Here is a 22487-nt window from a genome sequence, read left to right on the forward strand (position 1 = left end):
TTTAGAGATAGGTGGTGCCCCCACCAGCCACACCCCGGCACACAATGTTCCCGCTGTGGCTGCTTCCTTCCGGATCTGACCAGGTTCACGGGTAATCGTTGCGGGGGGACCGATGGGGTCACCATAACGACACTCACCTGACGGCGAGCCGCGCCATTGTACCTGTCTGAGACGAAGTTACAACCGTTCGAGCAGATTAAAAAATATGAGTACGTTCAACGACATGCGACTCAAGCGAAACGGCGGCCGGGTTACCGGCGTTGCTCTCGCGCATCACCGCACCCCGTAGCAGCTGTCGAGCCTGCGAGGCTGCGTCTGGCTGCGCAGCAGTCGTAAAAAATGGCGCTGGGGTCTGTCAGCCCGACGGTGGACGTCGGGTTTACGGCTGCTGCGCAGCCGGGCGCAGCCGGACGCAGCCTTCGGCAGCTGCTACAGGTTTGGGGGATTTCGGATGAAGTGCGGTTGAGCTTGCCAGCACTGGATCACTGCCGCTGGAACGGCGTTCTGCGATTTGCCGGGAATGAATCAAAAGATCGCAGCCTTCGGCGGCTCCTGCAGTCGTACGCCGGTACTTTGCAGGCGTTGCCGAAGGCCGCGATCTTTTGATCTAACACGTCAGATCGCGATACCGTGCGAACTCAAAAACGCCACAAACGCCTCTTCATCCAGCACCTTCAACCCCAGCTCATTGGCCTTGGTCAACTTCGAGCCCGCGCCTGGCCCGGCCACAACGCAGTGGGTCTTGGCCGAGACCGAGCCCGCCACTTTGGCGCCGAGGCTTTCCAGTTTGTCCTTGGCGACATCGCGGCTCATCAATTCCAGCGAACCGGTCAACACCCAGGTCTGTCCGGCCAGCGGCAACCCTTCGACGACTTTTTTCTCGCTCTGCCAATGCATGCCGAACTCGCGCAGCTGCTGTTCGGCGGCTTCAGCGAGCTGTCGGTTTTCGGCAATCGCGAAAAACTCTCGCACGGAATTCGCTTGTTTCTCCGGCAACGCCTGACGCATGTCCAGCCAGTCCGCGGTGAACACGCCTTGCAGCGAACCGAAGCGCTCCGCGAGTTTCTGCGCCCCGCCCGGCCCGACCGAAGGTATGTGCAGTTTGTCGAGAAAACCGCCCAGCGTGGTACTCGCAGCGAACTCGGCACCCAGATCGCCCTGATCCTGGATCTGCAGACCATGCCTGAGCAGATCCTTGATGACCTGCTGGTTGTGCTCATCCTCAAAGAAACTGTGAATCTCGTGCGCCACTTCCAGGCCCACATCCGGCAGGTACGTGAGCACATGCGGCAATGCTTGCTGAACGCGCTCCAGGGTACCGAGGGAGCGCGCCAGCACCTTGGCCGTCTCCTCCCCGACATCAGGAATGCCGAGCGCGTAAATAAAGCGCGCCAGGCTTGGCTTCTTGCTGTTCTCGATGGCGCTGAGCAGCTTCTTGCTCGACAGCTCGGCGAAACCTTCCAGGTCGACAATGTCCTCGAACTTCAGGGCATACAGATCGGCTGGCGAACTCACCAGACCTTCATCGACCAATTGCTCGACGCTCTTGTCGCCCAGACCCTCGATATCCATCGCGCGGCGCGAGACAAAGTGAATGATGGCCTGCTTGAGTTGCGCCCCGCAGGCCAGACGGCCGACGCAGCGGTAGACCGCACCTTCGCTGACGGTCTCGCGACCCTTGCTGCGCTTGACCAGTTGCGTGCGCTCGACTTGCGAGCCGCACACCGGGCATTGCTCGGGAATCTGCACTGCTCTGGCGTTTTCCGGACGGCGCTCGGTGACGACTTGCACCACTTGCGGAATCACGTCGCCGGCTCGGCGAATGATCACGGTATCGCCGATCATCAGGCCCAGACGCGCCACTTCATCCATGTTGTGCAAGGTCGCATTGGCCACAGTGACGCCGGCCACTTTCACCGGTTTCAGCCGCGCCACGGGAGTGACCGCGCCGGTGCGGCCGACCTGGAATTCCACGTCGAGCAACTCTGTGAGCTCTTCCATCGCCGGGAATTTGTGGGCGATGGCCCAACGCGGCTCGCGGGCGCGGAAGCCGAGTTCGCGCTGAGAGGCAATGCTGTTGACCTTGAAGACGACACCGTCGATTTCATAGGTCAGGTCGTTGCGGCGTGAACCGATGTCGCGATAGTAGTCCAGGCACTCGTCGATACCGTGAGCGAGTTTGAGTTCACGGCTGATGGGCAAACCCCAATGCTGAAGCTGCTTGAGATTGCCGATATGGGTATCGGCGACGTCAGCGGAAATCTGGCCGATGCCGTAGCAGCAGAATTCCAGCGGACGGTTGGCGGTGACCTTTGAATCCAGCTGACGCAAGCTCCCCGCCGCGGCATTGCGCGGGTTGGCGAAGGTCTTGCCGCCAACCTCCAGTTGCGTGGCGTTGAGGCGTTCGAAGCCGGCCTTGGACATGAACACTTCGCCGCGCACTTCGAGGGTCGCCGGCCAACAACTGCCCTGGAGTTTCAGCGGAATGTTGCGCACCGTGCGCACGTTGACGCTGATGTCTTCGCCTGTGGTGCCATCCCCGCGGGTCGCGCCGCGTATCAGCACGCCATCCTGATAAAGCAGGCTGACCGCCAGGCCATCAAGCTTGGGTTCGCAACTGTATTCCACCGCCGCTGCGCCGCCGAGCAAATCGCCGGCCGGCAGATCGAGGCCTTCCGTCACCCGGCGATCGAACTCGCGCATGTCGCTTTCTTCGAAGGCGTTGCCAAGGCTGAGCATCGGCACTTCGTGGCGCACTTGCGTGAACGCAGACAGCGCCGCGCTGCCGACACGCTGGGTCGGCGAATCGCTGGTCACGAGGTCGGGATTGGCCGCTTCCAGAGCCTTAAGCTCGTGAAACAAGCGGTCGTATTCGGCGTCCGGGATGCTCGGCTCGTCCAGCACGTGATAGCGATAGTTGTGCTGATCCAGCTCAGCGCGCAGTTCCAGGATGCGGGTTTTGGCGGCGGTCATGGGTGTTCTCTCATAAAGCAAAAAAGCAGCCGAGGCTGCTCAATCTGTAAATCACAATAGCTTAAGACGTGCGCTTTGTGGCGAGGGGGCTTGCCCCCGTTCGGCTGCGAAGCAGTCGTAAATACCGCAAACGCGCTTTATCTGACACACCGGGCTGGATGGTTTTAGGGCCGCTTCGCAGCCCAACGGGGGCAAGCCCCCTCACCACAAAAGCCCCGTGCCAACCTTCGAATCAACGCTTCTGCGTCAAAGCACGGCGTTCAAATTCAACAATGCGCTGACGGTAATGCTCGATAGTTTGAGCAGTCAGTACGCTGCGCTGGTCATCCTTCAGCTCGCCGTTCAGTTCCTGCGACAATTTACGCGCCGCGGCGACCATCACATCAAAAGCCTGCTTGGGATGACGCGGGCCTGGCAGGCCGAGGAAGAAACTCACGGCCGGGGTGCTGAAATGGTCGATATCGTCCAGATCGAATACGCCGGGCTTGACCGCATTGGCCATCGAGAACAGCACTTCGCCGTTGCCGGCCATGCTCTCGTGGCGATGAAAAATGTCCATCTCGCCGAAACGCAGGCCACTTTCGAGAATATTCTGCAACAGCGCCGGGCCCTTGAAGCCGGCTGCATCGCGGCAGATCACGCTGATCACCAGTACTTCTTCAGCTTGCGGCTGCTCTCTGTCACTGGCCGATGGCGACGGTTTGGTGTCGTCCGGGAAATCATCAGCGCTGCTGAAGCTCGGGCCGCCGTCCAGATCCAGGTTCAGATTCAAATCGCCTTGCGAGGGCTCACCGTGCCCGCGCTTGCCACGCTTGGAACCCGACTCCCTGGTTTCCCGGGCAGGCATGCTCACCGACGGCAGATCGTGCTCGTCCAGTTGCGGTTCCTTGTGGGTATCCAGCACCCGCGGCGGGCCCAGCAGCTCGGCGCCGGTGTCCTCGTCGGGCAGATTGGACAAATTGCGGTCAAGACGAAATTTCAGTTTTCCCTTGCCGCCGCGCATCCGGCGCCAGCCATCGAAAAGAATACCGGCAATGACAATAATGCCGATGACGATCAGCCACTCGCGCAGACCGATTTCCATGTAATCCCGTGCCTCTATAAAAAATGCTGAAAAATAAGGGGTTTACAACTCGCAAACCGCTTTAAAACGTGGCGCCAACTCTATGTTCTGACAGGCGTTTTACCCACGTACACGAAAAATTGACATTAAACTAGCACGACAGGCGGCTTCGCAGCTACAAGCTTTAAGCTCCAAGCTGCAAGCCGCATCACTTGCAGCTGTTAGCTTGCCGCTTGCAGCTCGCCGTCAGGCGTCCACCATCGCCATTGCCTCCTCCACGTCGACGGCTACCAGTCGCGAACAACCCGGCTCATGCATCGTCACCCCCATCAGTTGATCGGCCATTTCCATGGCGATCTTGTTGTGAGTGATATAAATGAACTGCACCGTTTGCGACATCTCTTTCACCAGCCGCGCGTAGCGACCGACGTTAGCGTCATCAAGTGGCGCGTCAACCTCATCGAGCATGCAAAACGGCGCCGGATTCAACTTGAAGATCGCAAAAACCAGTGCCAGCGCGGTCAAGGCTTTTTCACCGCCGGACAGCAAATGGATGGTGCTGTTCTTCTTTCCGGGCGGTCGCGCCATGATCGTCACCCCTGTATCGAGTAGATCTTCGCCCGTCAGTTCCAAATACGCGCTGCCACCACCGAAAACTTTTGGAAAAAGTGCCTGTAAACCGCTATTGATCTGATCAAAGGTATCTTTGAAACGATTACGGGTTTCCTTGTCGATCTTGCGAATCACGTTTTCCAGGGTATCGAGCGCTTCCACCAGATCGTCGTTCTGCGCATCCAGGTAACGCTTACGCTCGGACTGTTGCTGGTATTCGTCGATGGCCGCGAGGTTGATCGCGCCCAGGCGCTGAATGCGCGCGGCGATGCGCTCAAGCTCTTCCTCGGCGTCTTTCTCATTGGCCTCGGCGGTCAACGTCGCGAGCACGCCGTGAAGGTCGTAGCCGTCTTCCAGCAACTGATCCTGCAGAGTCTTGCGGCGCACGGTCAGGGCTTGCCACTCCATGCGCTGAGTTTCCATCTGGCCGCGGATCAACTGCGATTGCTGTTCGGCCTGGCTACGGCGCTTTTCCGCGTCGCGCAGTTCGCGGTCGGCGTCTTCCATGGCGATCTGCGCAGTCTTGAGTTCCTCGTCGACGGTCATGCGCTTGTCGAGCAGCTCTTCGAGTTTGAGGCGCAACTCTTCCAGCGGTGCCTCGCCCTCCTCCAGATTAAGGCTCAGTTGCTCGCGCTTTTCAGTCAGGCGCTCGGACTGCATTTCCAGCCGCTCCAGAGCCTGGCGTGTCGAGTCATGCTGCGCCTTGAGCGAGCCCAGGCGCACCGCCAGTTGATGCGCATGATCCTTGTGCTGCCGGGCTTCCTGACGCACGCGATCAAGGCGCTCGCGCAGGCTGTCGCGCTGAGCCAGCAGTAGTTCGCGCTGTTCGGTATCGAGCGCCATCGCGTCGAGGGCATCCTGCAACTGCAGGCGCGCTTCGCCCACGCTTTCGTGTTCCAGCGCGCGCTGTTCGGCCAGCTCGCTGAGTTCCTCGTCGAGACGAGTGCGGCGCAGGGTAAGCTGTTCCGCCTTGGCTTTGCCGGCGGACAACTGCGCTTTTAATTCACCTTGCTGACGTGCTTCATCTTGCAGCAGACGGCGCAAGTGTTCGCGGCCGTTCTCCTGCTGACGCTGCTGCGCGCGCAGATTTTGCAGCTGCGTTTCCAGGGTTTCGACCGTGGCTTCACGCTCCTCGCGCTCAAGACTCAGGTCCTGAATTTCCTGACCACGCGCCAGTACGCCGCTTTCCGCTTCACTGGCGCGACGCACGCGTAAAAAGTGCCGACCGACCCAGTAACCGTCGCGACTGATCAGGCTTTGTCCGGCCGACAACTGACCGCGCAGGGCCAACGCCTGTTCGAGGCTGTCGACCGGTTTCACCTGTGCCAGCCAAGGCGACAGATCAATGTTCGCCTCGACCTTGTCGAGCAGACTGCCGGGCACCCGCACGCCATCGCTAGCCGGGCTGACCAGGCGCAGATCGCCCTGGGCAAAACCGGCCAGATCATAATCGCCAACGTCATCGACCAGCACCGCCTGCAGGTCGGCGCCGAGCACGGTTTCCACCGCCAGTTCCCATCCGGCTTCAACGGTCAGGCCTTCGGCCAAGCGTGGACGGTCGGCGAGGTGCTGCTCACGCAGCCATTCGGCGGTGCCGGTGCCTGGATCGAGCGCCGCTTGCTGTAACGCCTCAAGGGACGCGAGGCGCCCGTTCAGCCGCTGCAGATCGCCCTGCGCCTGCTGTTGCGCGGTCAACGCATGCTGCAATTGCTGCCGTAACTGTTCGAGCCGTTCGACTTGCGCCTCTTCGCTGGCCTGCAGATCTTCGAGCGTGGCTTCGGAGGCCGCCAACTGCTCGCTGATTTCCATGATCGCTGCGTCTTCCGGATCGGCCGAGAGCAGAGCCCGCTCTTCGCCAAGACGCTTTTGGCGATCCGCCAAGCGCTCCATGCTGGTTTCCAGCTGCTGAATGCGCGACTGTTGAACCTCGGACTGGCGACGCGGTTCGGCGGACGTCAGGTTGAAGGCGTCCCACCGCTCCTGCCACGCGTGCATGGTGGCTTCGGATTCTTCCAGCGCGGCGGCGGCTTCTTCAGCGGCTGCGCTGCTGACTTCCTGCTCGGGCGTGAGCAGGTCGAGCTCCTCGCCGAGGGTCAGCAGCAAGGTGCGGTCATGGCCAAGGTGCGATTCTGTTTCCAGACGGGCGCGTTCGGCTTCTTTCAGGTCATCCTGCAATTGCCGTAAACGCTGCTGACCATGCTGAATGCTCTGCTCGACCCGCGCGATGTCACCGCCGACCGAATAGAAGCGTCCCTGCACCAGATTGAAGCGCTCGGACAGGTCGTGGTGACCGTCACGCAAGCGTTCGATGCTCGCGTCGGCATTGCGCTGCTCGGCGACCAAGGCTTCGAAGCTGACTTCCTGGGTGCCGATCACCGCTTCGCGCTGCCCAACCTGCTCATTCAGTGCCTGCCAGCGCAAGGCCGACAATTGCGCCTTGAGCTGACGCTCCTCGCCTTTGTATTCCTGATATTTCTTTGCCGCCTCGGCTTGCCTGTGCAGACGTTCGAGCTGACGTTCCAGCTCTTCGCGAAGGTCGGTCAGGCGGGCGAGGTTTTCGTGGGTCCGGCGAATGCGATTTTCGGTCTCACGGCGGCGCTCCTTGTATTTGGATATGCCGGCCGCTTCTTCAATAAAGTTGCGCAGGTCTTCAGGCTTGGCTTCGATCAGCTTGGAGATCATCCCCTGTTCAATGATCGAGTAGCTGCGCGGGCCGAGGCCGGTACCGAGGAAGATGTCGGTGATGTCCCGGCGGCGGCATTTGGTGCCGTTGAGGAAGTAGCTGTTCTGGCTGTCGCGGGTAACCTTGCGGCGAATGGAGATTTCCGCGTAGGCGGCGTATTCACCGACCAGGGTACCGTCGGAGTTGTCGAACACCAGCTCGATGCTGGCCTGGCTCACCGGTTTGCGGCTGGTCGAGCCGTTGAAGATGACGTCGGTCATCGACTCGCCGCGCAGGTTTTTTGCCGAGCTCTCGCCCATCACCCAGCGCACGGCGTCGATGATATTCGACTTGCCGCACCCATTGGGCCCGACCACCGCGGCCATGTTACTGGGGAAGTTCACCGTGGTCGGGTCGACGAAGGACTTGAACCCCGCCAGCTTGATGCACTTCAGCCGCACCCTCAGGCGTCCGTCAGGGCGGAAACCACCAGATCGCTGCTGCGCTGGGCGTAGGCCGTCAGCACTTCGCGGATCAGTGGAAAGTCGCGGGCCAGCACGGCCGCGAGCAAGCGTTCGAACAGCTCGAGGAACTCACTCATCGAGGCTTTGCGCTGGTCGAGGGCAAGGAAATACGCGCGGCTCATGGCCGGCTGCAGGTTTTCGACGGTTTCCTGCAAATACGGGTTGTTGGCGAACGGGTAAGCCGCGCGCATCACGTTGAAGCTGTCGTCGACGAAGGTGCGAATGTCCTGACGCTCGCAACTGGCCGCCAGACGCTGCTGAATCTGCACGAACGGCGCCATGTCGGCTTGAACCTGCCAGCCACTGGCGACGGCGTTGCCGAGCAGAATGTACAACTCGCTCATCAGCGTGCATAGGCTCTGCACTTTGTGCGCAGTGAGTTCGGTCACGTGCGCACCACGGCGCGGCAGGATCGCGATCAGGTGGCGGCGTTCGAGGATCAGCAAGGCTTCGCGGACCGATCCGCGGCTGACATTCAGCGCCAGCGTGACTTTCTGTTCCTGAATGCGCTCCCCGGGCTTCATTTCGCCACGAATGATGCGTTCGGCGAGGTGGTGGGCGATTTGCTCGGCGAGGCTATCCGGCGCCTTGAACGTCATGGTTGTCCCTTCAAACTCTTCAATCTTCACAAGCGGCGCAGTGTAGCGCAAGTGAGAGGTCATGGCGGAGTGCCCACTCAGCGGTTTTGGCACGATTCCCGCAAAAAGGCAGGGTCTCCCGTGAGGGTCAATAATGAAGTCACAGGTCGTTGATCGACAAAATAAGATTTCCTGACCTTTAAGTCAGAAAATCATTGACCACAAAGTCAGACCTGATAAATTCGGTCCAAGTCGGTTAACAACAATAATGAGTCTGCGAGGCCTTCCGTGATCCAGTTTTTACTTAACCAGGAACTCCGTAGCGAGCACGCCCTGGACCCAAACCTGACCGTGCTCAATTACCTGCGCGAACATGTGGGCAAACCCGGTACCAAAGAGGGCTGCGCCAGCGGTGACTGTGGCGCGTGCACCGTGGTGGTTGGCGAATTGCAGACCGATGGCAACGGCCGCGAACACATTCGCTATCGCAGTCTCAACTCGTGCCTGACGTTTGTTTCGTCACTGCACGGCAAGCAGTTGATCAGTGTCGAAGACCTCAAGCATCAGGGCGAACTGCACAGCGTGCAAAAAGCCATGGTCGAGTGTCACGGTTCGCAATGCGGCTTCTGCACACCGGGCTTCGTCATGTCGCTGTTCGCCTTGCAGAAAAACAGCGAGCAACCCGATTCCCATAAGGCTCACGAGGCCCTCGCCGGCAATCTTTGCCGTTGCACCGGCTACCGGCCGATTCTGGAAGCGGCCGAGCAATCCTGCTGCGGCAAGCAACCCGACCAGTTCGATGCCCGTGAAGCGGACACCATCGCCCGCTTGAAAGCCATCGCCCCTACCGACATCGGCGAGCTCAACAGCGGCGACAAACGCTGCCTGGTGCCGCTGACCGTGGCCGATCTGGCCGACCTTTACGACGCCTATCCACAAGCACGCCTGCTGGCCGGCGGCACCGATCTCGCGCTGGAAGTCAGCCAGTTTCATCGCACCCTGCCGGTGATGATCTACGTCGGCAACGTCGCCGAGATGAAGCGCATCGAGCGTTTTGACGATCGCCTGGAAATCGGCGCCGCGACCGCCCTCTCCGACTGCTACGAAGCCTTGAAGAACGAGTACCCGGACTTTGGCGAACTGCTGCAGCGTTTTGCTTCGCTGCAGATTCGCAACCAGGGCACCCTGGGCGGCAACATCGGCAACGCCTCACCGATCGGTGATTCGCCACCGCTGCTGATCGCACTGGGTGCGCAGATCGTTCTGTGCAAAGGCGAAACCCGTCGCACGCTGGCGCTGGAAGATTACTTCATCGACTACCGCGTCACTGCACGGCAGGAGAGCGAGTTCATCGAAAAGATCATCGTACCGCGCGCCAGTGCCGAACAATTGTTCCGCGCCTACAAGGTGTCGAAGCGTCTGGACGATGATATTTCCGCAGTCTGCGCGGCCTTCAATCTGCGCGTCGACACCGGCGTGATCGCCGACGCCCGCGTGGCCTTTGGCGGCATGGCTGCGATCCCGAAACGCGCGGCCAATTGCGAAGCCGTTTTGATCGGTGCGCCATTCAACAGCGCCACCATCGAACGCGCCTGCGCCGCCCTCGCCGAAGATTTCACGCCGCTCTCGGATTTCCGCGCCAGCAAGGAATATCGCCTGCTGGGCGCGCAAAATCTGCTGCGTAAGTACTTCATCGAACTGCAAACACCGCACATCGAGACTCGGGTGACCGCTTATGTCTAATCATCACGCTGTAGAGAAGACTCAGGCCGAACTGGCTGAACTGTTCGCTCAGGACCTGACCAGCGGCGTCGGCCGTAGCGTCAAGCACGACAGCGGCGCCAAGCACGTCAGCGGTGAGGCGCAATACATCGACGACCGCCTGGAATTTCCCAACCAGTTGCACGTGTACGCTCGCCTGTCGGACCGCGCGCACGCAAAAATCATCAGCATCGACACCCAGCCTTGCTATGCCTTTGAAGGCGTGCGCATCGCCATTACCCACGCAGACGTGCCTGGGCTGAAAGACATCGGCCCGCTGCTGCCGGGCGATCCGTTGCTGGCCATTGACGATGTGCAATTCGTTGGGCAACCGGTGCTCGCTGTGGCCGCCAGAGACCTGGAGACCGCGCGTAAAGCAGCGATGGCGGCGATCATCGAATATGAAGATCTGGAGCCGGTGCTGGACGTGGTGGAAGCCCTGCGCAAACGCCATTTCGTGCTCGACAGCCACACGCATCAGCGTGGCGATTCGGCCGGCGCGTTGGCGACCGCCGAGCACCGTATTCAGGGCACGCTGCACATAGGCGGCCAGGAACACTTCTACCTCGAAACCCAGATCTCTTCGGTGATGCCGACCGAAGATGGCGGGATGATCGTCTACTGCTCGACGCAAAATCCCACTGAAGTGCAGAAACTCGTCGCCGAAGTGCTCGACGTGTCGATGAACAAGATCGTCGTCGATATGCGCCGCATGGGCGGTGGTTTCGGTGGCAAGGAAACCCAGGCCGCCAGTCCGGCATGCCTGTGTGCGGTGATCGCGCACCTCACCGGCCAGCCGACCAAGATGCGCCTGCCGCGCGTCGAAGATATGTTGATGACCGGCAAGCGTCACCCGTTCTACGTTGAATACGACGTTGGCTTCGACAGCACCGGTCGCCTGCACGGCATCGCGCTGGAGCTGGCCGGCAACTGCGGTTGCTCGCCGGACTTGTCGGCCTCGATTGTCGACCGGGCGATGTTCCATGCCGACAACTCGTATTACCTGGGCGATGCGACCATCAACGGTCATCGCTGCAAGACCAACACCGCGTCGAACACCGCCTACCGTGGCTTCGGCGGCCCGCAAGGGATGGTCGCCATCGAAGAAGTGATGGACGCGATTGCCCGCCATCTGGCGCTTGACCCGTTGGCCGTGCGCAAGGCCAACTACTACGGCAAGACCGAACGCAACGTCACCCATTACTACCAGACCGTCGAGCACAACATGCTCGAGGAAATGACCGCCGAACTGGAAGAAAGCAGCCAGTACGCCGAGCGCCGCGAAGCGATTCGTCGCTATAACGCCAACAGTCCGATCCTGAAAAAAGGCCTGGCGCTGACACCAGTCAAATTCGGTATTTCGTTCACCGCAAGCTTCCTCAACCAGGCCGGCGCGCTGATCCACGTCTACACCGACGGTAGCATCCACCTGAACCACGGCGGCACGGAAATGGGCCAGGGGTTGAACACCAAGGTTGCGCAGGTCGTCGCCGAAGTGTTCCAGGTGGAGATGGACCGCGTACAGATCACCGCGACCAATACCGACAAGGTGCCGAACACCTCGCCTACCGCAGCATCCAGCGGCGCTGACCTTAACGGTAAAGCCGCGCAGAATGCGGCGGAAATCATCAAGCAGCGCCTGGTCGAATTTGCTGCACGGCAATACAAAGTCAGCGAAGAAGACGTGGAATTCCACAACGGTCATGTGCGCGTGCGCGATCACATTCTGACCTTCGAAGCGTTGATTCAACAGGCGTATTTCGCCCAGGTGTCGCTGTCGAGCACTGGTTTCTACAAGACGCCGAAAATCTATTACGACCGCAGCCAGGCACGGGGTCGGCCGTTCTACTACTACGCATTTGGTGCCGCGTGCGCGGAGGTCATCGTCGACACCCTGACCGGCGAATACAAGATGCTGCGTACCGATATTCTTCACGACGTCGGTGACTCGCTGAACCCTGCCATCGACATCGGTCAGGTCGAGGGTGGTTACATTCAAGGCGCAGGCTGGCTGACCATGGAAGAGCTGGTCTGGAACAACAAGGGCAAGCTGATGACCAACGGCCCGGCCAGCTACAAGGTCCCGGCCGTGGCGGACATGCCGCTGGACCTGCGGGTGAAGCTGGTGGAAAACCGCAAGAATCCGGAAGACACGGTGTTCCATTCCAAGGCGGTCGGCGAGCCGCCGTTCATGCTCGGCATCGCTGCGTGGTGCGCGATCAAGGACGCCGTGGCGAGCCTGGGCGATTACAAACACCAACCGAAAATCGACGCGCCGGCGACGCCGGAGCGGGTGTTGTGGGGCTGTGAGCAGATGCGCCAGTTGAAGGTGGCTAAGGCTGTTGAAGCTGAAGCTGAGTTGGCTTCGCTCTAGGGACCGAGGTGCGGCTTTCGCGAGCAAGCCCGCTCCCACAATAGATCTCCAGTGGGCACAAGATTTGAGAATGACAGAGATCAAAATGTGGGAGCGGGCTTGCTCGCGAAGAGGCCCAAACAGACAACACTGATGTCGAGGTGAAACATGTACAACTGGATCGACGCCCTCGCTGACCTGCAAAATCGCGGTGAACCGTGCGTACTGGTGACCATCATCGAAGAGCTCGGCTCGACACCGCGCAATGCCGGTTCGAAAATGGTCATCAGCGCCAACCAGAGCTTCGACACCATCGGTGGCGGGCATCTGGAATACAAAGCCATGCAGATCGGCCGCGAGATGCTCGCCAGCGGCAAACAGGACACCCACCTGGAGCGCTTCAGCCTCGGCGCCAGCCTGGGTCAGTGCTGCGGTGGTGTGACAGTATTGCTGTTTGAACCGATGGGCCAGGTCCAGGCGCAGATTGCCGTGTTCGGCGCCGGCCATGTCGGCCGCGCGCTGGTGTCGTTGCTCGCCAGTCTGCCCTGCCGCGTGCGCTGGATCGACTCGCGGGAAGCTGAATTTCCTGAGCAACTGCCCCATGGCGTGCGCAAGATCGTTGCGGAAGAACCGGTGGATGAAATCGACGATCTGCCCGCCGGCAGTTATTGCATCGTCATGACCCACAATCATCAGCTCGACCTCGAACTCACCGCCGCGATTCTCAAGCGCAACGACTTCGCCTACTTCGGCCTGATCGGCTCGAAGACCAAACGGATGAAGTTCGAACATCGTTTGCGTGATCGCGGGTTTGACAGCAGCGTGCTGCAACGCATGCGCTGCCCGATGGGCATCGGCGAAGTCAAAGGCAAGCTGCCTGTGGAAATCGCCGTCTCCATCGCCGGCGAAATCATCGCCACCTATAACGCCGATTTCGGCCAGCACACTGCCAGTGCCGGATCGTCGATCGCCAAATTGCTGCCTGCGTCCCGTCGCAGCCAGGCTTCGAACTAACTGCCACGAATTGAGAACGACAATGCCTTTGACTCGCAAAGCTTATCGCGCCGCCATTCTGCACAGCATCGCCGACCCCGCCGAAGTCGGTATCGAGGCGTCTTATGAGTATTTCGAAGACGGCCTGCTGGTGGTCGACAACGGTCAGATCAGTGCCGTCGGCCACGCCAGCGACCTGCTACCGACGCTGCCGGCGGATATCGAGATCACGCATTACCAGGACGCGCTGATCACCCCGGGCTTCATCGATACGCACATCCACTTCCCGCAAACCGGCATGGTCGGCTCGTATGGCGAACAGCTGCTGGACTGGCTCAACACTTACACCTTCCCGTGCGAAAGCCAGTTCGCCGACAAGGCCCATGCCGATGAAGTCGCGGACATTTTCGTCAAGGAACTGCTGCGCAACGGCACCACCACAGCGTTGGTGTTCGGCAGCGTTCACCCGCAATCGGTGAACTCGTTCTTCGAAGTCGCCGAGCGGCTGGACCTGCGAATGATCGCCGGTAAAGTGATGATGGATCGCAATGCTCCGGACTATCTGGTCGACACCGCTGAATCGAGCTACGTCGACAGCAAGGCGCTGATCGAGCGCTGGCACGGCAAGGGTCGCCTGCACTACGCGGTCACTCCGCGCTTTGCACCGACCAGCACCCCCGAACAATTGACCCTCGCCGGTCAATTGCTCAGCGAATACCCGGATCTGTACATGCAGACCCACATCAGCGAAAACCTGAAAGAAGTCGAATGGGTCAAAGAGTTGTTCCCGGAGCGTAAGGGGTATCTCGACGTTTACGATCACTTCCAGCTGCTGGGTGAACGCTCGGTGTTCGCCCACGGTGTGCACCTGTGCGATGACGAGTGCGCGCGGCTGGCGGAAACCGGCTCGGCGATCGCCTTCTGCCCGACCTCGAACCTGTTCCTCGGCAGCGGTCTGTTCAATCTGCCGATGGCCGAGAAGCATAAAGTCAACGTGGGCCTGGGCACCGACGTCGGTGGCGGCACCAGTTTCTCGCTGCTGCAGACGCTGAACGAGGCGTACAAAGTGATGCAGTTGCAGGGCGCGCGGTTGAGCCCGTTCAAGTCGCTGTACCTGGCGACACTCGGTGGCGCTCGGGCACTGCGCCTGGAAGACAGGATCGGCACGTTGCAGCCGGGCACCGATGCCGACTTCGTGGTGCTGGATTACAACGCGACACCGTTGCTGAGCTACCGTTTGAAGCAGTCCACCAACATTGCCGAGACGTTGTTTGTGTTGATGACGCTGGGCGATGACCGCACGGTGCTGCAGACCTATGCGGCGGGGAATCAGGTGCATCAGCGCTAAGATTTCTTCGGGCAAAAAAAATCCCCCGGGGCCTTACAGCTCGGGGGATTCTTTTTGCCGGTCAAAAAATCGAAAGATCGCAGCCTCGTTTCACTCGACAGCTCCTACGTTGGAATGAGATCCCCGTAGGAGCTGTCGAGTGAAACAAGGCTGCGAACGCGTGGAATGAGACCCCCGTAGGAGCTGTCGAGTGAAACGAGGCTGCGAACGTGGAGTGAGATCCCCGTAGGAGCTGTCGAGTGAAACGAGGCTGCGAACGCGTGGAGTGAGATCCCCGTAGGAGCTGTCGAGTGAAACGAGGCTGCGAACGCGTGGAATGAGATCCCCCGTAGGAGCTGTCGAGTGAAACGAGGCTGCGAACGCGTGGAACGAGTTCCCCGGTAGGAGCTGTCGAGTGAAACGAGGCTGCGAACGCGTGGAATGAGGCTGCGATCTTTTCGGCAACAACCGACAATCAAAGCTTCGCGCTCGAACGCCCAGGCTTCCTGGTCTGCAACAAATGCGAGAACACTGCATGCAAATCATCCGACGCGCTTTCTTCGTCGAGGTTGAGTTTGCTGTCGATGTGATTCATGTGGTGCATCATCAAATCCACCGCCAGCGTGCCGTTGCGCGCTTCGATGGCGTCGATCAACTGGGTGTGCTCGTCATACGAACAGTGCGAGCGGTTGCCACTTTCGTACTGGGCGATGATCAGGGAAGTCTGCGACACAAGGCTGCGCTGAAAGCTGATCAGCGGAGCATTTTTTGCCGCTTCGGCCAGCTTCAGATGGAATTCCCCGGAGAGGCGGATTCCCGCACCGCGATCACCCCGGGAGAAACTGTCGCGCTCGTCATTGACCATCTGGCGCAATTCGGCGATCTGCTCGGCCGTTGCATGCTGCACAGCCAGTTCCGTGATGGCCCGCTCCACCAGCCGCCGCGCCAGAAACACCTGACGAGCCTCTTCGACGCTCGGGCTGGCAACCACCGCGCCGCGGTTCGGACGCAGGAGCACGACGCCTTCATGGGCCAGGCGCGAGAGTGCGCGGCGAATGATGGTGCGACTGACCCCGAAAATTTCCCCCAGCGCTTCTTCGCTCAACTTTGTGCCGGGCGCCAGGCGCTGTTCGAGGATGGCCTCGAAGATATGCGCGTAGACAATATCGTCCTGGGTTCCGCTGCGGCCGGCTTTGCCTGCTCGCGGTTGTTTCTTGAGGGGTTGCAACTGTTCGTTCATGGGCACTCGAGTCGGGAGAACTGCGGCGAATAGACCGTGAATGTAATACGGCACAGTAGGTCGCTGGCAAGTATCGCGTAAAAAACACGGCGATTGTACACAATGAATGGTGGCAACACGACTGTACGGCTCTTTGCGGCCCCGGCTGTATTGCGACGAGTCATCACATTTGAGTTTAGGCTTATCCACGCAAACCTGTGCTCGCGGATCTGCGGTAAACATCCCTCTGTGGCAAAGGGCTTGCCTGTGGCAAGGGGGCTTGCCTGTGGCCAAGGGCTTGCCTGTGGCCAAGGGCTTGCCTGTGGCAAAGGGCTTGCCTGTGGCAAAGGGCTTGCCTGTGGCAAGGGGGCTTGCCTGTGGCGAGGGGGCTTGCCCCCGTTCGAGTGCGTAGCACTCGCAAGATTGAAGGATCAGCATAGATTTGGGGGCTGCTTCGCCGCCCAACGGGGGCAAGCCCCCTCGCCACGAAGACTGCTTGGCAAGCCCCCTCGCCACGAAGGCTCTTTGGGATTCACTGGTTTTATAGACAAGGAACATCACCGCCATGAACAACGCTACGCAGTCGCAGCTCCGCCCGCTGGCCGACACCTCACCGTCAGCCATCGTCGCCGGTTTTATCGCGATGATGACCGGCTACACCAGTTCCCTGGTGTTGATGTTTCAGGCCGGTCAGGCGGCAGGGCTGAGCAGCGGGCAGATTTCTTCGTGGATCTGGGCAATTTCGATTGGCATGGCGGTGTGTTCGATCGGCCTGTCGCTGCGCTATCGCATGCCGATAACCATTGCCTGGTCGACGCCCGGTGCGGCGCTGCTGATTACCAGCCTGGGTGGCGTCAGTTATGGCGAAGCGATTGGCGCCTACATCACCTGCGCAGTGCTGGTAACCATCTGCGGCCTGACCGGCAGCTTCGAGCGGCTGGTGAAAAAGATCCCGGCATCTCTGGCCGCCGCCTTGCTGGCAGGGATTCTGTTCAAGATCGGTAGTGAAATCTTCGTCGCCGCGCAGCATCGCACGGCGCTGGTGCTGGGCATGTTTTTCACTTACCTGCTGATCAAGCGGTTGTCGCCCCGTTACGCCGTGCTGGCCGCGCTGTTAGTTGGCACGGCGCTGTCGGGATCCATGGGGCTGCTGGATTTCAGCGGGTTCCATCTGGAACTGGCGACTCCGGTCTGGACCACGCCGCACTTCTCTTTGGCCGCAACCATCAGCATTGGCATCCCGCTGTTCGTAGTCGCGATGACCTCGCAAAACATGCCGGGCATCGCCGTTCTGCGCGCGGACGGTTACAACGTGCCAGCCTCGCCACTGATCACTACCACCGGCATTGCCTCGTTGCTGTTGGCGCCATTCGGCTCCCACGGGATCAATCTGGCGGCGATCAGCGCGGCCATCTGCACCGGTCCGCATGCTCACGAAGATCGCAATAAACGCTACACAGCGGCGCTCTGGTGCGGGATTTTTTACGGCATCGCCGGGGTGTTCGGTGCGACGCTGGCAGCCTTGTTTGCCGCGCTGCCGAAAGAACTGGTGCTGTCGATCGCGGCGCTGGCCTTGTTCGGCTCGATTATCAATGGCTTGAGCATCGCCATGGCCGAAGTGACGGAACGGGAAGCGGCGTTGATCACCTTTATGGTCACGGCGTCAGGGCTGACGCTGTTTTCCATCGGTTCGGCGTTCTGGGGGATTGTCGCGGGGGTATTGACGTTGGTGATTCTGAATTGGCAAAAAAAGCAGCCGTAAGCTTCAAGCTTCAAGCTTCAAGCTTCAAGCCGAATCAACTTGCGGCTTGAAGCTTGTAACTTACAACTGCCGTCAGGCCTGATTGATCGGCTTTTCCGGATACCAGACGTCGATCAGCGGGCTGACCGTCGCTTCGGTCAGTTCGCTACGGCCTTTGAGCCAGGCTTCAACAGCAGCACGCTGCTCTTCGGAGACCGAGCCGCGCTTCTGCAGGCAAACCAGACCGAAGTCGTCGCCGCCAACATAGCCCAGACCGTTGGCTTCCATGGCCTCTTTCAGGAACGCGTCGAGGAAAGCATCAATGGCTTCATCAGCCAAATCTTCTTTGAAATCCAGGTTCAGCTCGAAACCCAGCTCTTGAAATTCATCGACGCACAGTTTTTTGCGCAGACGCTGGGAACGGTTAGTCGCCATTGGAACAATCCTCATAAGTAATAACGGGCGGCACTTTAGCAGTTTAAGCGGCCAATTGCCCGACTCTCTGGGTGGCGCTGGCGACCGTCGGTAAAAAAATAGCCGATTAGACGACCGGGGCACGGCACAAGCCGGGACACCTTGGGGCATAATGCCGACACTTTCATGACCACTGAGGGAATTTTTCAGCATGCCCTCGTCTTTTCCCCCCTCGGCTGTAGGGTTTTATTACACATGATCAAATCTTTGCGTCCATTGTTACTGGCCGGTTTTCTTCTCCCGCTGGCCTTCACCGTTTCCGCCGCCCCTATCAACACTGGCCTGACGCCCAACGTCGAAAAGGCGCTCAAGGCCAGCAAACTGCAAACCAACGCCTTGTCGCTGGTAATGATCCCGCTCAACGGCCCTGGCACGCCGACCATCTTCAACGCTGACGTTTCGGTCAACCCGGCCTCGACCATGAAACTGGTGACCACCTACGCCGCGCTGGAAATGCTCGGCCCGAACCATCAGTGGAAAACCGAGTTCTACACCGATGGCACCCTCAGCGGCGGCATCCTCAACGGCAACCTGTACCTCAAGGGTGGTGGTGATCCGAAGCTGAACATGGAAAAACTCTGGTTGCTGATGCGCGATCTGCGTGCCAACGGCGTGACGCAAATCACCGGCGATCTGGTGCTCGACCGCAACTTCTTCGTGCAACCGCAACTGCCGGACTTCAATGACGACGGCAATAACGACAACAAACCGTTCCTGGTGAAACCCGATTCGCTGCTGGTCAACCTCAAGGCCCTGCGTTTTGTCGCGCGCAATGACAATGGCCGGGTGCTGATTTCCGTCGAGCCGCCGATCGCCACTGTTCGCATCGAAAACCAGGTCAAGGCAGTCAACTCCAAACAATGCACCGGTGGCGTGCGCTACAACCCGGTCAACCAGCCCGACGGTAGCGTAACCGTGACCGTCGGCGGTCAATTGGGCGATGGCTGCAGCTCACAGACTTACCTGTCGCTGCTTGATCACGCGACCTACACCGCCGGCGCCGTGCGTGCGATCTGGAAAGAACTGGGCGGCAGCATCCAGGGACGTGATCGCCTGGCAACAGTGCCAAGCGGTGCGAAAGTACTCGCACGGGCTTATTCGCCAGACCTCGCCGAAATCATTCGCGACATCAACAAGTACAGCAACAACACCATGGCCCAGCAGTTGTTCCTGAGCCTGGGCCAGCGTTTCCGCACCGACGCCGATGGCGACGATGCCAAAGCAGCGCAGCGGGTAGTGCGTCAGTGGCTGGCGAAGAAAGGCATCACCGCACCGCATCTGGTCATGGAAAACGGCTCCGGCCTGTCCCGCGCCGAGCGCGTGAGTGCGCGTGAAATGGCGGGCATGCTGCAGGCGGCGTGGAAGAGTCCGTATTCGGCAGAATTCATCAGCTCGATGCCGATTGCCGGCACCGACGGCACCATGCGCAAGCGTCTGAAACGCACCGCGATGGCCGGCGAAGCTCACGTCAAGACCGGTACCTTGAACACCGTACGGGCGATTGCCGGTTACAGCCGCGACATCAATGGCAATACCTGGGCGGTCGTGGCCATCCTCAACGACAAAGCTCCGTTCGGCGCGTCGTCGGTGCTGGATCAGGTGCTGCTCGACCTCTATCGCCAGCCGAAACTGCCGCAAACCGCTTCGGTGCTGTAACAGATTTCAAGGACACCAAAGACCGACAATGTGGGAGCGGGCTTGCTCGCGAATGCGGTGGATCAGTGAATACAAGTGCTGACTGATAACCGCATTCGCGAGCAAGCCCGCTCCCACAGGGGACTTGCGTACAGCCTTAGCTCACCTCGCCCTCTACCCGGTCCCGGCCTGCCTGTTTCGCCGCATAAACCCCCGAATCAGCGCGCAGCAGCAAGGCGTCGGCGCCCTCTCCGACGCGCCAGCTGGCTATCCCGAAACTCGCGGTGACGATGCCGACGTCGTCGATCGGCGTGTTGCGCAGCCCTTGCCACAATTCCAGCGCCAACAGCCGAGCATGCTCGCCGTCGATGTCCGGGCAGAGCACCATGAACTCTTCGCCGCCCAGCCGACAGAACACATCGGTGCGCCGCAGGCGATGGCCAATGCGGTCGCACACTGTCTGCAACACTCTGTCGCCCACTGCGTGACCATGCAGATCGTTGATGCGCTTGAAGTGGTCGATGTCGAGCATGATCACCGAGAGCTGACCCCCTCCGCGCTCGACCCTGGCCATCTCCGTGGTCAGGCGCTCCTGGAAGTAGCGTCGATTGTGAATGCCGGTCAGCGAATCAGTGATCGACAGCGCCCGCAGCTCTTCTTCCACCCGCTTCAAGTCGGAAATGTCCGAGATGTAACCGTGCCAGAGCACGCCGCCACCGGGCAACTCTTCGGGTGTCGCCTCGCCGCGAACCCAGCGCACACCGCGCTGCGGCAGCTGCACGCGATACTCCTCGCGCCACGGACTGAGCGTTTCCGCCGAAGCGCGAATCGAGGCGCGAACCCGGGTGGTGTCTTGAGGATGGATCCGGGTGAAAATCGCTTCGGCGTTGAGCAGCAGCACGTCGGGCTCCAGCTCATAGATCTCGCGAATGCCGTCGCTGGCGTAGATCACACTGAATCGTCCGTCGAATTCCATTTTGAACTGATAGATCCCGCCAGGAACGTGGGCGCTGAGCTTCTTCAGCAACAAGTCCCGTGCCGCCAGCGCTTCGTGCACGCGTTTGCGTTCAGTAATGTCGATGCAGATGGCCAGGTGTCCGATCCACAAACCCTGCTCATCGAGCAGCGGCGTCGCCAGCATGTTGACCGCCAGGTGGCTGCCGTCGCTGCGCACCAGTGTCCATTCCCGCGCTTCCTGGCCGCCCTCCTCGCCGCCCTCGACCAGCATGGCCTGGCAGGTTGGAATCGACTTGCCGTAACGCGCGCTCAGCTCGGCCGAACGGGACGTCAGTTCGCGCGGCAGGTGCAGACTTTCCAGCGTCATGTGCCCGACCGCCTCCGCACTCGCATAGCCGAGCATTTGCTCTGCGCCGGCATTGAACGTGCTGATCACACCGCGCAGATCGGTGGCGATGATTGCCACTTGAGTCGCTGCATCCAGCACTCCGCGCAACTGTCCGTGGGTGCCGCGCAACTCCTGCTCGCGGGCGTGCAGCTCCTCGGTGCGCCGCTCGACCAGTTTCAGCGCACGCTGACGCTGGCTCACCAACACGTAGAGCAACGCACTGAGCATCAGGCTGAGCAACCCGCCCAGCACCACCACGCTGGTCACCGACGAATGATTGGCTTGCAGAAACGCTTCGCTGGGCTGGATGTCGACCTGGTAATCATGATCAGCCAGGCGCAACAGCCGCGTTGCGGCCAGATCGCTCGGCGCCGCACGGTTCGGCGACTCGTAGAGGACTTCGTGCTGATCGTCGGTGGACAGGTCCAGAATGCGCACAGCGAGGTAATCGCGTGGGGCTTCCGGCAAGCCATCGGCGAGCAACTGACGCATGCTGATCACGGCCATCACATAACCGTAAGGTTGGCTGTCGCCGGCATTGATGACCGGTGCCACCAGCAGCACACCCCGAGCATATGCGGGTTCAATGCTGACCAGATGCATCGGCTGCGACACTGCCATCTGCCCATGCTGGTCGGCCCGTTCCAGCGTGGCACGGCGCAAAGGTTGCGCAAGCAGGTCGTAGCCCAGTGGCGCACCGAGTTTGCTTTGCGTCTGGCTGAACAGTACGGCGACGTATTCATCGCGGTCACCGGCCAGTTGCAGTTGACCGTTGGCATCCAGCTCGCGAATGCTGAAGTCGGACATGCCTTCCTCGCGCATACGCCGCTCCAGCCCGGGCCGCTCGGCCTGGCTGACGCGCAATGCAAAGGAATACGCCTGGGTGCGGCGCAGCAGCGGTTGCGTGTAGCCGTCGAATTCGGCGCGGTCGACACTATCGGAATTGATGAAGAATCGACGCAGACCATCGAGACGCTGTTGCTGATCATCGAAACGTTCTTCGATACGGCTGTAACGTTCGCTGGCGAGCAGCTGGAAGCGTTGCCGCAATTGTTGGTGGAACAGGTTCAGCGTCGACCACGCAAGCACTGCAGTAAACAAACCGCCAATCAGTAATACCAGCAGCGCGACGCGTATGGCCGACACATCTTCACTGATAAACCCCAGAATCTTCGGGCGCACGGCGTGCAACGACATAGAGGCAACTCATAACGCCAGGTGCCGGAA

General features: G+C 60.2%; 13 protein-coding genes and 1 other RNA gene. 6 read left to right on the forward strand and 8 right to left on the reverse strand.

Features of this window, described 5'->3' with window-relative positions; all coding sequences use genetic code 11:
* Positions 1 to 18: 18 nt before the first annotated feature.
* The 5 genes from ffs to F8N12_RS21120 all read right to left on the reverse strand — a co-directional run bounded on the left by ffs (position 19) and on the right by F8N12_RS21120 (position 8433).
* Positions 19 to 115: signal recognition particle sRNA small type (gene ffs / locus F8N12_RS21100), an RNA gene on the reverse strand.
* A gap of 500 nt (positions 116 to 615) precedes the next feature.
* Positions 616 to 2973, reverse strand: coding sequence for an NAD-dependent DNA ligase LigA (gene ligA, locus F8N12_RS21105; RefSeq protein WP_150582125.1), 2358 nt, complete (start codon positions 2971 to 2973; stop codon positions 616 to 618).
* 232 nt (positions 2974 to 3205) lie between these two features.
* On the reverse strand, positions 3206 to 4057 hold the full coding sequence (gene zipA, locus F8N12_RS21110) for a cell division protein ZipA (protein ID WP_150582126.1): 852 nt from the start codon (positions 4055 to 4057) through the stop codon (positions 3206 to 3208).
* Between the two features lie 225 nt (positions 4058 to 4282).
* Positions 4283 to 7771, reverse strand: a complete 3489-nt coding sequence (gene smc / locus F8N12_RS21115) for a chromosome segregation protein SMC (RefSeq protein WP_150582127.1) — start codon at positions 7769 to 7771, stop codon at positions 4283 to 4285.
* A gap of 2 nt (positions 7772 to 7773) precedes the next feature.
* Positions 7774 to 8433: a GntR family transcriptional regulator gene (locus F8N12_RS21120; RefSeq protein ID WP_150582145.1), complete on the reverse strand. Its 660-nt coding sequence runs from the start codon at positions 8431 to 8433 to the stop codon at positions 7774 to 7776.
* Positions 8434 to 8700: 267 nt separating this feature from the next.
* Between F8N12_RS21120 and xdhA the strand changes: the two genes are divergently transcribed.
* The 4 genes from xdhA (at position 8701) to guaD (ending at position 14867) form a co-directional block, all read left to right on the forward strand.
* Positions 8701 to 10155 carry a xanthine dehydrogenase small subunit gene (xdhA, locus tag F8N12_RS21125; protein WP_150582128.1) on the forward strand — a complete coding sequence of 485 codons (1455 nt, stop codon included), beginning with the start codon at positions 8701 to 8703 and terminating at the stop codon, positions 10153 to 10155.
* Entirely contained in the window at positions 10148 to 12547 is a 2400-nt protein-coding gene (gene xdhB / locus F8N12_RS21130; protein WP_150582129.1) for a xanthine dehydrogenase molybdopterin binding subunit, read from the forward strand. The genes xdhA and xdhB overlap by 8 nt, the downstream gene beginning before the upstream one ends.
* A 147-nt stretch (positions 12548 to 12694) precedes the next feature.
* The gene (gene xdhC, locus F8N12_RS21135; protein WP_150582130.1) at positions 12695 to 13540 is read left to right on the forward strand and encodes a xanthine dehydrogenase accessory protein XdhC; all 846 of its coding nucleotides are present in this window, start codon (positions 12695 to 12697) and stop codon (positions 13538 to 13540) included.
* Between the two features lie 22 nt (positions 13541 to 13562).
* Positions 13563 to 14867, forward strand: a complete 1305-nt coding sequence (guaD, locus tag F8N12_RS21140; protein WP_150582131.1) for a guanine deaminase — start codon at positions 13563 to 13565, stop codon at positions 14865 to 14867.
* A 454-nt stretch (positions 14868 to 15321) separates the two neighbouring features.
* Here the strand turns inward: guaD and F8N12_RS21145 are convergent, their stop codons facing one another.
* Entirely contained in the window at positions 15322 to 16086 is a 765-nt protein-coding gene (locus tag F8N12_RS21145; protein ID WP_150582132.1) for a GntR family transcriptional regulator, read from the reverse strand.
* 544 nt (positions 16087 to 16630) lie between these two features.
* Between F8N12_RS21145 and F8N12_RS21150 the strand changes: the two genes are divergently transcribed.
* Positions 16631 to 17827, forward strand: a complete 1197-nt coding sequence (locus F8N12_RS21150) for a benzoate/H(+) symporter BenE family transporter (protein ID WP_150582133.1) — start codon at positions 16631 to 16633, stop codon at positions 17825 to 17827.
* Positions 17828 to 17899: 72 nt separating this feature from the next.
* On the opposite strand, the gene F8N12_RS21155 is transcribed toward F8N12_RS21150, so the two are convergent.
* Positions 17900 to 18241, reverse strand: coding sequence for a YggL family protein (locus F8N12_RS21155; protein WP_150582134.1), 342 nt, complete (start codon positions 18239 to 18241; stop codon positions 17900 to 17902).
* Positions 18242 to 18475: 234 nt separating this feature from the next.
* Here F8N12_RS21155 and dacB point away from each other — a divergent pair, with 234 nt between their 5' ends.
* Complete coding sequence (gene dacB, locus F8N12_RS21160) at positions 18476 to 19936, forward strand: D-alanyl-D-alanine carboxypeptidase/D-alanyl-D-alanine-endopeptidase (protein ID WP_150582135.1); 1461 nt, start codon at positions 18476 to 18478, stop codon at positions 19934 to 19936.
* Positions 19937 to 20072: 136 nt separating this feature from the next.
* Here the strand turns inward: dacB and F8N12_RS21170 are convergent, their stop codons facing one another.
* A complete protein-coding gene (locus F8N12_RS21170; protein WP_150582136.1) occupies positions 20073 to 22457 on the reverse strand; it encodes a diguanylate cyclase in 2385 nt (794 codons plus the stop codon).
* Positions 22458 to 22487 lie beyond the last annotated feature (30 nt).

The sequence above is a fragment of the Pseudomonas fluorescens genome (assembly GCF_902497625.1).
Lineage (GTDB): Bacteria > Pseudomonadota > Gammaproteobacteria > Pseudomonadales > Pseudomonadaceae > Aquipseudomonas > Aquipseudomonas fluorescens_BQ.